The sequence below is a fragment of the Methylobacterium sp. UNC300MFChir4.1 genome (assembly GCF_900110155.1).
Taxonomy (GTDB): domain Bacteria; phylum Pseudomonadota; class Alphaproteobacteria; order Rhizobiales; family Beijerinckiaceae; genus Methylobacterium.
In genome coordinates, this window is the sequence record NZ_FOCS01000017.1 from 84,586 (window position 1) to 98,504 (window position 13,919).

Annotated in this window: 13 protein-coding genes; 6 read left to right on the top strand and 7 right to left on the bottom strand. The window is 73.2% G+C overall.

The annotated features are described in order from the left end of the window. The first annotated feature begins 148 nt into the window (after positions 1-148). Positions 149-1,021, top strand: a complete 873-nt coding sequence (locus BMY19_RS21265; protein WP_020092402.1) for a tetratricopeptide repeat protein — start codon at positions 149-151, stop codon at positions 1,019-1,021. 116 nt (positions 1,022-1,137) lie between these two features. Here the strand turns inward: BMY19_RS21265 and BMY19_RS21270 are convergent, their stop codons facing one another. From BMY19_RS21270 to BMY19_RS21285, 4 genes are all read right to left on the bottom strand, one after another. Beyond that, the gene (locus BMY19_RS21270; RefSeq protein WP_091979846.1) at positions 1,138-2,292 is read right to left on the bottom strand and encodes an acyl-CoA dehydrogenase family protein; all 1,155 of its coding nucleotides are present in this window, start codon (positions 2,290-2,292) and stop codon (positions 1,138-1,140) included. 74 nt (positions 2,293-2,366) lie between these two features. Further along, on the bottom strand, positions 2,367-3,563 hold the full coding sequence (locus BMY19_RS21275; RefSeq protein WP_100252860.1) for an acyl-CoA dehydrogenase family protein: 1,197 nt from the start codon (positions 3,561-3,563) through the stop codon (positions 2,367-2,369). A gap of 4 nt (positions 3,564-3,567) precedes the next feature. Then, positions 3,568-4,755 (bottom strand): acetyl-CoA C-acyltransferase, encoded by a 1,188-nt coding sequence (locus tag BMY19_RS21280; protein WP_091979850.1) that lies wholly within the window; start codon positions 4,753-4,755, stop codon positions 3,568-3,570. 14 nt (positions 4,756-4,769) lie between these two features. Beyond that, the gene (locus BMY19_RS21285) at positions 4,770-6,839 is read right to left on the bottom strand and encodes a 3-hydroxyacyl-CoA dehydrogenase NAD-binding domain-containing protein (RefSeq protein ID WP_100252861.1); all 2,070 of its coding nucleotides are present in this window, start codon (positions 6,837-6,839) and stop codon (positions 4,770-4,772) included. A 336-nt stretch (positions 6,840-7,175) separates the two neighbouring features. On the opposite strand from BMY19_RS21285, the gene BMY19_RS21290 reads away from it, so the two are divergent. From BMY19_RS21290 to BMY19_RS21305, 4 genes are read left to right on the top strand one after another with little or no spacing between them, the layout of a single operon-like run. Continuing rightward, positions 7,176-8,216 carry an NAD(P)H-dependent flavin oxidoreductase gene (locus BMY19_RS21290; RefSeq protein WP_170863013.1) on the top strand — a complete coding sequence of 347 codons (1,041 nt, stop codon included), beginning with the start codon at positions 7,176-7,178 and terminating at the stop codon, positions 8,214-8,216. Continuing rightward, positions 8,213-8,950: an enoyl-CoA hydratase-related protein gene (locus BMY19_RS21295; RefSeq protein WP_056523441.1), complete on the top strand. Its 738-nt coding sequence runs from the start codon at positions 8,213-8,215 to the stop codon at positions 8,948-8,950. Before BMY19_RS21290 ends, BMY19_RS21295 begins: the two co-directional genes overlap by 4 nt. Next, a complete protein-coding gene (locus tag BMY19_RS21300) occupies positions 8,947-9,816 on the top strand; it encodes an IclR family transcriptional regulator (protein ID WP_244527028.1) in 870 nt (289 codons plus the stop codon). Before BMY19_RS21295 ends, BMY19_RS21300 begins: the two co-directional genes overlap by 4 nt. An 11-nt stretch (positions 9,817-9,827) precedes the next feature. Next, positions 9,828-11,036, top strand: a complete 1,209-nt coding sequence (locus BMY19_RS21305) for a CaiB/BaiF CoA transferase family protein (protein ID WP_091979858.1) — start codon at positions 9,828-9,830, stop codon at positions 11,034-11,036. Positions 11,037-11,067: 31 nt separating this feature from the next. On the opposite strand, the gene BMY19_RS21310 is transcribed toward BMY19_RS21305, so the two are convergent. Both BMY19_RS21310 and BMY19_RS21315 read right to left on the bottom strand, forming a co-directional pair. Then, complete coding sequence (locus tag BMY19_RS21310) at positions 11,068-11,445, bottom strand: PH domain-containing protein (protein ID WP_020092393.1); 378 nt, start codon at positions 11,443-11,445, stop codon at positions 11,068-11,070. Between the two features lie 74 nt (positions 11,446-11,519). Then, on the bottom strand, positions 11,520-11,975 hold the full coding sequence (locus BMY19_RS21315) for an Rrf2 family transcriptional regulator (protein ID WP_207904183.1): 456 nt from the start codon (positions 11,973-11,975) through the stop codon (positions 11,520-11,522). Between the two features lie 88 nt (positions 11,976-12,063). Between BMY19_RS21315 and BMY19_RS21320 the strand changes: the two genes are divergently transcribed. Beyond that, entirely contained in the window at positions 12,064-12,843 is a 780-nt protein-coding gene (locus tag BMY19_RS21320) for a class I SAM-dependent methyltransferase (protein WP_100252862.1), read from the top strand. A gap of 27 nt (positions 12,844-12,870) precedes the next feature. Here BMY19_RS21320 and BMY19_RS21325 read toward each other — a convergent pair whose 3' ends face one another. Then, complete coding sequence (locus BMY19_RS21325; RefSeq protein ID WP_100252863.1) at positions 12,871-13,899, bottom strand: NAD-dependent epimerase/dehydratase family protein; 1,029 nt, start codon at positions 13,897-13,899, stop codon at positions 12,871-12,873. Positions 13,900-13,919 lie beyond the last annotated feature (20 nt).

The window sequence follows — 13,919 nt, forward strand, 5'->3', positions numbered from 1 at the left end:
CGAGGCGGCGCTTCTTAAGCCGGCCTTCACCGTGATGCGCGACGGTGCCCCGAACTCGGGCGTGCCCGGCGCTCGGCGCGGGCTCTTGGACTGTGAGGGGCGGGGCGGGCGCGCGCGGAGCGGGCGACGCCTCGGGGAGAGTGGGGCAATGAACGTACGCAACCGGCTGGGACGGAAGACGGCACTGATCGGCGCGGCCTTGGTCTCGGCTGCCGGCCTCGCGGGCTGCGAGACCGTCGGCAGCGCGGCCGGCCCGCGGCAATACGCGGTCCTGGAGAAGGACACGACCGGCGCCACGAACGTCAACATCGCCTCCCTGACCGAGGTCGTGCAGCGCAACCCGAACGACGCGGCGGCCTACAACACCCGCGGCGCCGCCTACGCCCGCGCCGGCCAGTTCAACGACGCCATCGGCGACTTCACCAAGGCGATCCAGCTCGATCCGAACTCCGCCTCCGCCTACAACAATCGCGCCCTGGCGAACCGCCAGATCGGCCGCGACGGCCCGGCGCTGCAGGACTTTTCCAAGGCGATCGGGATCGATCCGAATTACGGGCCGGCCTATATCGGCCGGGCCAATGTCGAGCGCGCGCAGGGCAACCTCGACCAGGCGCTGAACGACCTCAACGTCGCGATCCGCCTGAGCCCCGAATCCGCGCAGGCGTACCATGCCCGCGGCCTCGTGAAGCAGAAGCAGGGCCAGGACACCCAGGCGATCGCCGATTTCGACGCCGCCATCGACCGCGACCCGTTCGTGGCCGCGCCCTACGCGGCCCGCGGCCAGAGCCTGATCGCGACCAACCAGTACGCGAAGGCGATTGAGGACTACAACGCCGCGCTCAACGTGAATGCCAAGGACGCCACCTCCTGGGCCTATCGGGGCCTCGCCTACGAGAAGCAGGGCCAGCGCAAGGAGGCGATGGAGAACTACCAGCGCGCCTCGACGATCGACCCCAACAACACCGTCGCGCGGGCCGGCCTCGGCCGCGTCCAGGGCGGGGTCGGCACGCTGTTCAACTGATCGCTCCGTCATCGCGCGCGGAGCGAGGCGGCCCGGGGCAGCGCGACACGTTCGCGCGCGGCGCCACCGGATCGCTCCGCTCCGCCCGCAGGGACGGTGCCAGCGCCTGAGGCGAACTACGCCGCCAGCAGGCCGTTCTCGTCCTGCGTGATCCGGCGCAGGTGGTGGGCGGTGTCGCCGAGCTGGTACTCGATCATGGCGAGCCGCTTGAAGTGGTGGGCGCCGATATACTCGAGCGTCATGCCGATGCCGCCGTGGAGCTGCACCGCCTCCTGGCCGACGTAGCGGCAGGCCTTGTTGATCTGCACCTTCACGGCCGACAGGGCCGCCGCCCGCGCGCGCGGCTCGGGTGTGTCCACCATCATGGCGGCGTAGAGCGCCATGGAGCGGGCCTGCTCAAGCTGGATCAGCATGTCGACGGCGCGGTGCTGCAGCGCCTGGAACGAGCCGACGCTGACGCCGAACTGCTTGCGGGTCTTGAGGTACTCCACCGTGAGCTTGTGGAGCGCGTCCATGGAGCCCACCGCCTCGGCGGCGAGCGCCGCGATCCCGTGCTCCACCACCCGCTCCAGGAGCGGCAGGCCGCCCTCCGGGTCGCCGAGCGCCGCGTCGGCCGGGAGCGTCACGTCGGAGAAGGACACCTCGGCGGCCCGGCCGCCGTCCTGGGTCGGGTAGGCCTCGATGGCGACGCCGGGGGCGTCGGTCGGGACGAGGAACAGGCCGATCCCGCTCGGGTCGCGCCGCTCGCCCGAGACGCGGGCCGAGACCACCATCAGGCCGGCCGCGTCGGCGTTGGGCACGACGCTCTTCGCCCCGCTCAGCACGTAGCCCTCGCCGGAGCGCCGGGCGGTCGTCGCCACGTCGGCGAGGTCGTAGCGGGACTGGCGCTCGGTGTGGGCGAGGGTCAGGCGGAGGTCGCCGGCGACGAGTCCCGGGACGAGGCGCTCCCGCTGCGCGGCGCTGCCGCCGAGCCGCAGGGCCGTCGAGCCCAGCACGAGGCTCGCGAGCAGGGGCTCGACCACGAGGTTGCGGCCCACCGCCTCCATGACCAGCATGGTCTCGACCGGGCCGCCGCCGAGGCCGCCCTCGTCCTCGGAGAAGGGCAGGCCGGCGACCCCGAGTTCCGCGAAGGCCGCCCAGCCGTCCTCGGGGAAGCCGAGGGGCGCCTTGAGGCGCGCCTGCCGGCTCTCCAGCGACGGGTAGAGGTCGGCGGCCAGCCGCTCGACGCTGTCGCGCAGGAGCGACTGGTCCTCGTTCAGGTCGAAATCCATGGTGTTCCCTCGCGGATGTCGTCGGAGGCGCCCGGCACCTCAGGATGAGGGGGAGGACGGGGCGAGGCGACCGCTCACAACCCCAGGATGCCCTTGGCGATGACGTTGTGCTGGATCTCGTTCGAGCCGCCGTAGATCGAGACCTTGCGGTTGTTGAAGTAGCTCGGCGCCGCCGCGTCGACCCAGTCGAAGCCGCCGGGCAGGTTGTTGGCCCCGGCCCCGCGCGCGGGCGCCGCCAGGGCGAAGGGCCCGGCGAGCTCCACCAGCAGCTCGGTCGCCGCCTGCTGGAGCTGCGAGCCGCGGATCTTGAGCAGCGACGAGGCCGGGTCCGGCTCCACCGAATCCGCCCTTCCCTGCTTGGCCGCCACCCGCATCTGGGTGATCTCCAGGGCCTTCAGCTCGACCTCGACCTCCGCGACGCGGGCGCGGAAGGCGGGATCGTCCCACATCGTGCCGGACCCGGCCGGCATCTCGCGGGCCAGCCGCTTGATCCGGGCGATCCGCTCCTTGGTGAGGCCGATCCGGGCGATGCCGGTGCGCTCGTTGGCGAGCAGGAACTTCGCGTAGTCCCAGCCCCGGTTCTCCTCGCCGACGAGGTTCTCCACGGGCACGCGCACGGCGTCGAAGAAGACCTCGTTGACCTCGTGCCGCCCCTCCAGCGTCAGGATCGGCCGCACGGTGATCCCGGGCGTCGTCATGTCGATGAGCAGGAAGGAGATGCCGCGCTGCTTCTTGGCCTCGAAATCGGTGCGCACCAGGCAGAAGATCCAGTCGGCGTGCTGGCCGAGCGTCGTCCAGGTCTTCTGGCCGTCCACGACGTAGTGGTCGCCGTCGCGCACCGCCCTGGTCTTCAGCGAGGCGAGGTCCGAGCCGGCGCCCGGCTCGGAGAAGCCCTGGCACCACCAGTCGTCGAGGTTGGCGGCGCGCGGCAGGAAGCGCGCCTTCTGGTCCTGCCGCCCGAAGGTCGCCAGCACCGGGCCGAACATGTAGCAGTTGAATTGCTGGGGCAGCGGAACCGCCGCCTGGAACAGCTCCTCGGTGTAGATGTAGCGCTGGATCGGGGTCCAGTCCCGGCCCCCCCATTCCTGCGGCCAGTGCGGCACCGCCCAGCCCTTGGCGTTGAGGATCCGCTGGCTCGTGACGTAGTCCTCCTTCGAGAGACTGCGCCCCTCCGAAACCTTCTTCCGGATCTCCGCCGGGATTTCCGTCCTGCAGAAGGTCCGGACCTCGTCGCGGAACGCGATCTCGTCGTCGGTGAAGCGCAGGTCCATCGGCTCAGCTCCGGGCGATCTCGAATAGGCCGGCGCAGCCCTGGCCGCCGGCGACGCACATGGTCACGACGGCGTAGCGCGCGCCGCGGCGGCGGCCCTCCAGCAGGGCGTGGCCCACGAGCCGCGCCCCCGACATGCCGAACGGGTGGCCGACCGCGATGGCGCCGCCGTTGACGTTGACCTTCTCGGGGTCGATCCCGAGCGTGTCCCGGCAGTAGACCGACTGGGACGCGAAGGCCTCGTTCAGCTCCCACAGGTCGATGTCGGAGACGCGCAGGCCCTGCCGCTCGAGGAGCCGCGGCACCGCGAAGACCGGGCCGATGCCCATCTCGTCCGGCCCGCAGCCCGCCGAGGCGAAGCCTCGGAAGATGCCGAGCGGTTCGAGGCCGCGCCGCGCCGCCTCGTCGGCCGACATCAGCACGCTGGCCGAGGCGCCGTCCGAGAGCTGGCTGGCATTGCCCGCCGTGATGAAGGCCCCCTCCCCGCGCACGGGCTTGAGCTTGGACAGCCCCTCCAGGGTCGTGTCCGGGCGGTTGCCCTCGTCCTTGGCGAGCCGGGTCTCGACCTCCCGGGTCTCGCCGGTGGCCTTGTCGGTCACCGCCATGACGGCGCTCATCGGGACGATCTCGTCGTCGAACAGCCCGCATTCCTGCGCCGCAGCGGTCCGTCGCTGGCTCTCCAGGGCGAAGTGGTCCTGCGCCTCCCGGGAGATCCGATAGCGCTCCGCCACGATGTCGGCGGTCTCGATCATCGGCATGTAGATCGCCGGCAGATGCGCCTCCAGCCACGCGTTGCGGGTCAGCTCCCGCTGGACCTTCGGTTGGACGAGGCTGATCGACTCGACGCCGCCCGCCACCGCCACCGGCACGCCGTCGAGGATGATCCGGCGCGCCGCGCTGGCGATCGCCTCCAGGCCCGAGGCGCAGAAGCGCGAGACCGTGACGCCGGCCGACTCGACCGGGATCCCCGCCACCAGGGCCGCGTGGCGGGCGACGTTGCCGCCCGTGGCGTTCTCGGGATAGCCGCAGCCGAGCACCACCTCCTCGACGGCCGCGGGCTCCAGGGACGCCCGATCCAGGGCGCCGCGGATCGCGTGGGCCGCGAGGTCGGCGCCGCGGGTGAGGTTCAGCGCGCCGCGATGCGCCTTGCCGATGGGCGTGCGGGCGGTCGAGACGATCACCGCTTCGGTCATGATCGCTCTCCCGCTCAGGCGTTCTTCAGGCCGGCGAAGCTGCCGCCCTCGGCGGCGAGCTTCTTCAGGAGCGGCGCCGGCTCCTGGCTGTCGTCGCCGGTCTCGGCCGCGAAGCGCGACAAGGCTTCGACGACGGTCTTCAATCCGACCGTGTCGGCCCAGTGCATCGGGCCGCCGCGCCAGGCGGGCCAATTGTAGCCGTTGATCCAGATCGTATCGATGTCGCCGGGCCGGGCCGCGATGCCCTCCTCCAGGATCCGCGCGCCCTCGTTGACCATCGGGTACATGAGCCGCGCGACGATCTCGTCGGCCGTGAAGCTGCGGCGCGCGACGCCGTGCTCGGCGGCGACGCGCGCGATCAGCGCCTCCACCTCCGGGTCGCGCGTGCCGGCGCGGGCGCCGTCCGGGTAAAGGTAGAAGCCGCGTCCGGTCTTCTGGCCGAACCGGCCCTGCTCGGCGAGCGAGTCCGCCACCGGCGCCCGACCGCCGAAATCCTTGCGCGAGCGCCAGCCGATATCGAGCCCCGCGAGGTCGGCCATGGCGAAAGGCCCCATCCGGAAGCCGAAGCCAGTGACCGCCGCGTCGACCTCGTGGGGCAGCGCGCCCTCGAGCAGCAACCGCTCGCCGGCCCGGCTGCGGCGCTCCAGCATCCGGTTGCCCACGAAGCCGAAGCAGACTCCCACCGTCACCGGCAGCTTGTTGAGGCGCTTGCCCAGGTCCAGCGCGGTGGCCAACACGTCCGGTGCGGTTTTCTCCGCACGGACCACCTCGACGAGGCGCATGACGTTGGCCGGGCTGAAGAAGTGCAGGCCGAGCACGTCCTGCGGCCGGTTGGTCACCGCCGCGATGGCGTTCACGTCGAGGTAGGAGGTGTTGGTGGCCAGGATCGCGCCGGGCTTGGCGACCTGATCGAGTTTGGTGAAGATCTCGCGCTTGACGCCCATGTCCTCGAAGGCCGCCTCGACGACGATGTCGGCCTCCCCGGCGGTCTCCAGGCCGAGCGCCCCGGTGATCCGGCCGACCCGCTCGTCGCGCTGGGCCTCGGTGATCGAGCCGCGCTTGGCCGATCCGGCGTAGAGCCCCCTCACCCGGTCGAGGCCGCGCGCCAGGGCGCCCTCTTCCGTCTCGATCACCGTCACGGGGATCCCGGCATTGGCGAAGCACATGGCGATGCCGCCGCCCATCGTGCCGGCGCCGATCACCGCGGCCGTGCGGACGGGGCGGCGGGGCGTGTCCTTCGGCAGGCCGGGCACCCGGCCGGCCTCGCGCTCGGCGAAGAAGGCGTAGCGCAGGGCCTTCGAGCGCGGATCCTCCACCAGGGTGCGGAACTCGGCCCGCTCCACCGCCACGGCAGCATCGAAATCTCGCTCCAGGCCCGCGCGGACCGCCCGCGCCAGGGCGTGGACGTTGGTGGCGTCGGGATCGCGCTTCACCGCCTCCGCGGCCTGCGCCTCGAATTTTTCCCGTGCTTCCGGCGTCAGCGTCTCGGACCGGTCGCGCGCCCGCGGCAGGGCGCCGGAATCGGCGAGTTCCAGGGCGCGGGTGCGCGCTTCCGCGACGAGGTCGCCGAGCACCACGGCGTCCACGATGCCCAGCGTCGCCGCCGTCTCGGCGGAGACCGGCTCGCCGGTGAGCATCATCGCGAAGGCGGCGTCGGGCCCGATCAGGCGCGGCAGGCGCTGCGTGCCCCCCGCCCCCGGGATGATCCCGAGCTTGATCTCCGGCAGGCCGATCCGCGCCGACGGGGACGCGACGCGGCCGTGGCAGGCCATCGCCAGCTCCAGGCCGCCGCCGAGGGCCGCGCCGCCGATCGCCGCCACCACCGGCTTCGGGCTGGCATCGAGCCGGTCCAGGATGTCCGGCAGGCTCGGCGGGTGCTGCGGCTTGCCGAACTCGCCGATATCGGCGCCGCCGACGAACACCTTGCCCTCCGCGGCCAGGACGACGGCCCGGACCGACGCGTCCGCGATGGCGTTCGTCAGGGCCTCGTCGAGGGCCGCCCGCAGCGCGGCGCCCAGCGCGTTGACCGGCGGGTTGGCGAGCGTGAGCACGGCCACGCCGCCGTCGACCTCCTGACGAACCACCCGATACTCCCTGTTGTTCTGCAATGCAGAATAAGTGTCCGCATTTCGGAGGGATGTTGGTCCGAGTGCCCGCCAGCGTCAAGGACGGGCAAGGTCTGTCATCGGGGTGCGGTCAACTGTTCTGCAGTGCAGAAAAGTATCGCCTCGGCCGTTTGACCCGCGGCCCGGGGCCATGCCATCACAACGGCCCTGAATGAGACTCGGTTGCGGACGCCGCCCGGCGCGCGAAGGCCGGGCCGCCGGAGGCAGGGGGATGATCGCGGTGCGCGGCAAGGATCGGGGCGAGCGGCCCGGGGGCGCCTGTCCGGCGCGAGTTCCGGCAGCGGGGAGCGGGCGGTGAGCGACGGTCCCGAGCGCGACCCGGGCGGGCGCCTGCCCGAGATCCTGCGCGGCCGGCTCGCCCTGCCGGTGATCTGCGCCCCGATGTTCATCGTCTCCGGCCCGGAGCTGGTCATCGCCCAGTGCCTGTCCGGGGTCGTCGGCTCCTTTCCCGCGCTGAATGCCCGGCCGGCCGAACTCCTCGACGCGTGGCTCGCGCGGATCACGCAGACGCTCGCGCAGGCCCGCGCCGCCGACCCGTCGCGGAAGATCGCGCCGTTCGCGGTGAACCAGATCGTCCACGCCTCCAACGACCGGCTGGCGCAGGATGTCGAGGCCTGCGTCCGGCACCGGGTGCCGATCATCATCACCTCCCTGCGGGCGCCGGACGCGGTGATCCGCCCGGTCCACGCCTATGGCGGGGTGGTGTTCCACGACGTCACCAATGTCCGCCACGCCGAGAAGGCGCTGGAGGCCGGCGTCGACGGGCTGATCCTGGTCTGCGCCGGGGCGGGCGGGCACGCGGGGACACTGAGCCCCTTCGCCCTGGTGGGCGAGATCCGGCGGTTCTACGACGGGCCGCTGATCCTGTCGGGGGCGATCACCTCGGGCTCCGCGATCCTGGCGGCCCAGGCCATGGGTGCCGACCTCGCCTACATGGGCACCCGCTTCATCGCCACCCGGGAGGCGAACGCGGCGGCGGCCTACAAGGACATGATCGCCGGCAGCGCGGCCGCCGACATCCTCTACACCCCCTACTTCACCGGCGTTCCGGGCAACTACCTGACGCCGAGCATCCGCGCCGCCGGGCTCGATCCCGAGGCCCTGCCGGTGCGCGACAAGACCGCGATGGACTTCGGCAGCGCCAGCGTGAAGGCGTGGCGCGACGTCTGGGGCGCCGGCCAGGGTGTCGGCACCATCGCGGACGCGCCGGCGACCGCCGACCTCGTCGCCCGGCTCGCCCGGGAATACGCGGCGGCGCGGGCGCGGACGGCCGGCCGCTCCGCGGACTACGCCGCGGATTTCGCCGCAGACCGCGACGGCGGGGCCGTTCCGTGAGCGTCCGCCTCGCCGATCCGGAGCCCGGGATCCGGCTCGTCACGATCGACCGGCCGGACCGGCGCAACGCCCTCGACCGGGCGACCTACGCGGGCCTGACCGACGCCCTGGAGGCCGCGGGACGGGACGCGGAGGTGCGCGCCCTGGTCCTCACCGGCGCGGGCGGATGCTTCACCGCCGGCAACGATCTCAAGGATTTCCAGGACGTCGAGACCGGGGGCGACAGTCCCGGCCTCACCTTCCTCAAGGCCCTGCGCGCCTGCCCGCTCCCGGTCGTGGCCGCCGTGGAGGGCCACGCGGTCGGCATCGGCACGACGCTGCTGCTCCACTGCGACCTCGCCTACGCGGGGGACGGGGCACGGTTCCGCCTGCCCTTCACGGCCCTGGGCCTCAGTCCGGAGGGCGGGTCGAGCTACCTTTTGCCCCTGGTGGCGGGATCGAAACGCGCCGCCGAGCTGCTGATGCTCGGCGAGCCCTTCACGGCCGCGGACGCCGCCGCGGCCGGCCTGATCAACGCCGCCGTCCCGGCCGGGACGGCCCTGGAGACCGCACTCGCCAAGGCGCGCGCGCTCGCCGCCCTGCCCCGTGTCTCGATCGCCGCCACCAAGCAGGCGCTGCGGCGCGGCCACGACGACAGCGTCGCCCGCGCCCTCGACGCCGAGGCGGAGGTCTTCCACGCCCTCCGCCGCGGTCCGGCGGCGCAGGCGGCCTTCGCGGCGTTCCTGCGCCGATGAGCGGCCGGATGGAGGTGGAGGCCGGCCCGCGCGCCGGATCCGATATCGGGCTCGACACGGCCGAGCCCGACGTGGCCGAGCCCGACGCGGCCGGCGCCGGCGCGAAGGAGGACCGGCACTTCGTCACGGCCCTGGCCCGGGGGCTGTCGGTGCTCGCCTGCTTCGGCCCGGGGCGCACGAGCCTCGCCAACCACGACATCGCTGAGGCCTGCGGGCTGCCGCGCTCCACCGTGTCGCGGCTGACCTACACGCTGACCAAGCTCGGCTACCTGCAGCACATGGCCGAGCTCGGCCGCTACCGCCTCGGCACCGCCACCATCGCGCTGAGCTCGGCCGCCCTGGGCGGCCTCGACGTCCGCGCCATCGCCCGGCCGGTGCTGCGCGCGGTCGCGGAGGCGGCCAACGCCTCGGTCGGCCTCGGGGTGCGGGACCGGCTCAGCATGCGCTACGTCGACTGCCAGCGCGGCCCGGCGGCGATCTCGCTCAACCTCGACACCGGCTCGCGCATCTCGCTGGCCCGCAGCGCCATGGGCCGCGCCTACGTGGCGGTCTGCCCGGACCGGGAGCGCGCGGGCATCTACGAGGACCTGAAGGCGCTGGATCCCGTGGCCTGGCCGGTGCTGCGCGCCGGCCTCGACCGCGCGGTGGAGGAGCACCGGGAACTCGGCTGCTGCACCTCGTTCGGCGAGTGGCAGGAGACGGTCTGCGCCATCGCGGTGGGGTTCCATCCCGGCGGCGGCCTGCCGCCCATGTCGGTCAATTGCGGTGCCCCCACCGTCATCACCGACGCGCGCTTCCTCCTGGAGGTGGCGCGCCCGAGACTGATCGACGCCGTGCGCAGCCTCGACGGCGTCATGGGAGCCTGAGGACCATCGCGATGGATGCCGTTGCCGACCTGCCGCTCGCCGGAATCCGCGTCCTCGACCTGTCCCGGGTCCTGGCCGGGCCCTGGTGCGCGCAGGTGCTGGGCGATCTCGGCGCCGACGTGATCAAGGTCGAGCACCCGGAGCGCGGCGACGACACCCGCGACTGGGGCGTGCCGACGAGCCCCGGCAACACCTCGTATTTCGACAGCGTGAACCGCAACAAGCGCTCGATCGGCGTCGACCTCGCCACGCCGGAGGGGCTGGCGATCGTCAAGGCGCTTGCCCGCGAGAGCGACGTGCTCGTCCAGAACTTCAAGACCGGCGGGGCCGAGAAGCTCGGCCTCGGCTACGCGGACCTGTCGGCGGAGAATTCCGGCCTGATCTACTGCTCGATCGCCGGCTACAGCTCCGACGGCTCCGAGGCCGGCCGGCCCGGCTACGACCTCGTGGTCCAGGGCGAATCCGGCGTGATGGCGCTCAACGGCGAGGCCGGGGGACCGCCCCTCAAGTTCGGGGTCGCGGCGGTCGACCTGTTCACCGGCCAGTTCGCCGCCCAGGCCGTGCTGGCCGCCCTGTACCAGCGGGAGCGGACCGGGCGCGGCCGGACCGTCGACCTCGCCCTGTTCGATTGCGGCGTGGCGCTGACCTCCTATTACGGCCTGGAGGCGCTCGCCCGGGGGATCGATCCGCCCCGCTACGGCAACGCCCACCCGTCGATCGTGCCCTACGGGGTGTTCGAGGCCGGCGACGGGCCGGTGGTGATCACGGTCGGCAACAACGGGCAGTACCGCCGCTTCTGCGAGCAGGTGCTGGAGCGGCCGGACTGGGTCGCCGACCCGCGCTTCGCCACCAACCTCGACCGGTCGCGCAACCGCGCCGCCTTCATCCCCGTGCTGGAGGCCGAGCTCGCCAAGTGGGAGCGCGCGCCGCTGATCGCGCGGCTCCGGGCGGCGGGCATCCCCTGCGGCGAGGTGATGGGCCTGCGCGAGGCGCTCACCTGCGACCGCGCCCGGGAAGCCGGGCTGGTGGTCGCGGCACCGGAGGCGGCCTCCGCGAACGCCCACGTCATCGCCCCGCCCTACCGGCTCGACGGTCGCCGGCTGCCGGTGCGCCGCATGCCGCCGGGCCTCGGGGATTCGAGCGCCGAGATCCTGGCCGAGCACCTGGACTACCCCGAGGCCGCGCGCGACGCCCTGCGGACCAAGGGCGTGGTCCGCTAGGCTGCCGCCGCCCGCCGGCGCGCGCCCCGGCCTAACGCAGCACGCCCTCGGCGAGGGCCCGCTGGATGCCCCGGACATCCGCGCCCTTCTTCAGGGTGCGCTGGATCGGCTCCGCCGCCCCCGAGACCCAGATCTTCAACTCGGCGTCGAGGTCGAACGTGCCGGCGGTCTCGACCGAGAAGCGCACGATCGCGCGGTACGGCACCGACAGGAACTCGACCTTGCTGCCGGTCACGCCCTGGACGTCGATCAGGATGACGCGGCGCTCGGTGAACACGAACACGTCCCGGATGATCTTGAAGGCGAGCCGCGCCGTCTCGCCCTCGATCAGGATGCCGTCGAGCCGGCGCTCCAGGGAGGCCGCGTCGACGGCCGAGCCGTGTCCGAGCAATCCGTCCAGGAGGCCCATGGCCGCTCATCTCGTGCTGGTCCGCGTCGATGCCGAGGATGGCGCCTGAGCGCCGCCGCGGCAACCGCCCGCCGTCAGGCGCAGGTCGAGGCGTCCGACGGCCCGTCGGGCCGGCACCGGGCGTCGAAGCTTCGCGCGAGTTCGGCGAGGCTGACGGAACCGAGCCGCGCGACCAGGAGCGCCTCGGCCTCGCGCAGCGTGTCCTCGACCGCCGCGTTGACGACCTTCTCGACCGCGCAGGCCGGGTTCGCGCGATCGCTGCCGATCGCGAAGATGCGGGGGCCGCCGACCGCGCGGTGAACGTCGAGCAGCGAGACCGCGTTCAGGTCCGCCGCGATGGACCATCCGCCGCCGTGCCCCTTCTCCGATTTCACGTAGCCCGCGGTTCTGAGCCCCGCCATCGTTCGGCGGACGACCACGGGGTTCGTCCCGAGCATCCGCCCGATCGCTTCGGACGTCATCGGTCCGTCGTGGCGGGCCATGTGAAGCAGCACATGGAGCGTTCGGGAGAGGCGGCTGTCGGTGCGCACCCGTCGATCCATCACACCGGGCTCGGGATTGGCAACCGTGCCGCATCACGATACTTATCAAGTTACGTGATGGAGCGGAGCCGAAGCGGTGCGCGAGTTCGAGAACCCCGATCGGTGGGACAAGGTCGCCGAGCACTACGAGACGACCGCCCACCCGTTCACGGCGCGCTTCGCCGAGGCGGCGCTCGCGCGGGTGCCGCTGACCGGGCGGAGCCGCGTCCTCGACGTCGCGGCCGGCACCGGCGCCCTCGCGCTGGCCGCGGCGCGGACGGGGGCGCAGGTCCTCGCGGTCGACTTCGCGCCCGGCATGGTCGCGCGCATCGCCGGGGCGGCCCTGCCCAACGTCGACGCGCGGGTCATGGACGGCCAGGCCCTCGACCTGCCCGACGGCGGTTTCGACGCGGTGTTCTCGATCTTCGGGGTGATCATGTTCCCCGACTGGCGGAAGGGCCTCGCCGAGATGGCGCGCGTGACGCGGCCCGGGGGACTGGGCGTCGTCGCGACGTGGCAGGACCAGGGCGCGGCGACGTTCCTGCTGCTCGGCGAGATCCGCCGCCGGCTGTTCCCCGAGCGCGAGAGCCGGGCGATGCCCGACGGGGTGCGGGCGCTCGGCGATCCGGCAGGCTTCACCCGGGAACTGGTCGCGGCCGGGTACGCGGCCCCCCGGATCGACCGGGTGACCTTCGACTACGCGCTCGACGTCGCCCTGCTCGACGACCCCGACACGGTGTTCGGCCTGTCGCCGGACTGGGTCGACCTGAGCACGGACGACCGGGCCGCGGTGATCGCGGAGGCGCGGCGCATGGCGGGCGGTCGACCCGTCCTGCCGATCCCCTCCACCGCGCTGATCGGCGTCGCGGAGCGCTGAGCGCCGCGTCGCGCGGGGCCCGGCGTCTCAGCGGGTCGCGCGCGCGTCCGCGAGCCGCGCCCGCGCGTCGTCCAGAACCCGGGTCAGGGCCGCGTCCCACGAGACCCGCGGCTGCCAGCCGGTGGCGGCGTGGAGGCGGCCGGCATCGCCCGCGGCCAGGGGGATCTCGGTCGGCCGCACCCGCTCCGGGGCGACGCGGATCTCGAACGGCACCCGGGCCCGGGCACGCAGGTCCTCGAGGACGCTGGCGATCGTCCGCGGCTGGCCCGAGCTGATGTTGAACACGCTCCCGTCCGCCAGGGAGTCCGCCCGGCCGATCAGGTCGGCGTAGGCGTTCGCCACGTCGGCGACGTCGAGGAAGTCGCGGTAGGACGAGAGGTTGCCGACCTCCAGGCAGGGCGGCACGAGGCCGGCCTCGATCCGGGCGATCTGTCCCGCGAAGGAGGCCACGACGAAGCGCTCGTCCTGGCCGGGACCGATATGGTTGAACGGCCGCAGCACGACGAGCTTCACGCCGATGCGGGGCAGCAGGTCGCGGAGCAGCTGCTCGCCGACCCATTTCGACCGGGCGTAGGTGTTGCGCGGCAGCGGCTCGACCGCCTCGCTGAGGGCGTGGCCGGCGAGGAACGCGCTGCCGTAGACCTCGCCGGAACTGACGAAGAAGAAGGTGCAGCCCGGCACCGCCTCCACCGCGGCCACGAGGTTCATCAGGCCGTTGACGTTGACCCGCCACGTCTGGCCCGGGCCGCTCGCGGAATCCGCCACCGAGGCGAGGCCCGCCAGGTGCAGGATCGCGGTCGGCCGGAACCGCGCCACGAAGCCGCCGAGCGCGGCTTCGTCGAGGAGGTCGATCGCCGCGTAGGTGACGCCCTCCGGCAGGCGCGGCGACCGCCCCCGCCCGATCCCGGCCACGCAGTCGCCCGCCCGCGCCGTCGACCCCGCCGTAGCCCCCGCCAGGAGCGGCAGGACGTGGCCGCCCACGAAACCGGCCGCCCCGGTGACGAGGACGCGCCGCGGGGCCGGGCCGCCGGACCCGTGGGGAGAGGGCGCGCTCACGGCGCGATCCGGGCGGGGAG

Excerpts from the sequence above, each read along its gene's own strand:
- BMY19_RS21265 (WP_020092402.1), top strand. The coding sequence starts at position 149 with ATGAACGTACGCAACCGGCTGGGACGGAAGACGGCACTGATCGGCGCG.
- BMY19_RS21270 (WP_091979846.1), bottom strand. The coding sequence starts at position 2,292 with ATGGATTTCGACCTGAACGAGGACCAGTCGCTCCTGCGCGACAGCGTC.
- BMY19_RS21275 (WP_100252860.1), bottom strand. The coding sequence starts at position 3,563 with ATGGACCTGCGCTTCACCGACGACGAGATCGCGTTCCGCGACGAGGTC.
- BMY19_RS21280 (WP_091979850.1), bottom strand. The coding sequence starts at position 4,755 with ATGACCGAAGCGGTGATCGTCTCGACCGCCCGCACGCCCATCGGCAAG.
- BMY19_RS21300 (WP_244527028.1), top strand. The coding sequence starts at position 8,947 with ATGAGCGGCCGGATGGAGGTGGAGGCCGGCCCGCGCGCCGGATCCGAT.
- BMY19_RS21305 (WP_091979858.1), top strand. The coding sequence starts at position 9,828 with ATGGATGCCGTTGCCGACCTGCCGCTCGCCGGAATCCGCGTCCTCGAC.
- BMY19_RS21310 (WP_020092393.1), bottom strand. The coding sequence starts at position 11,445 with ATGGGCCTCCTGGACGGATTGCTCGGACACGGCTCGGCCGTCGACGCG.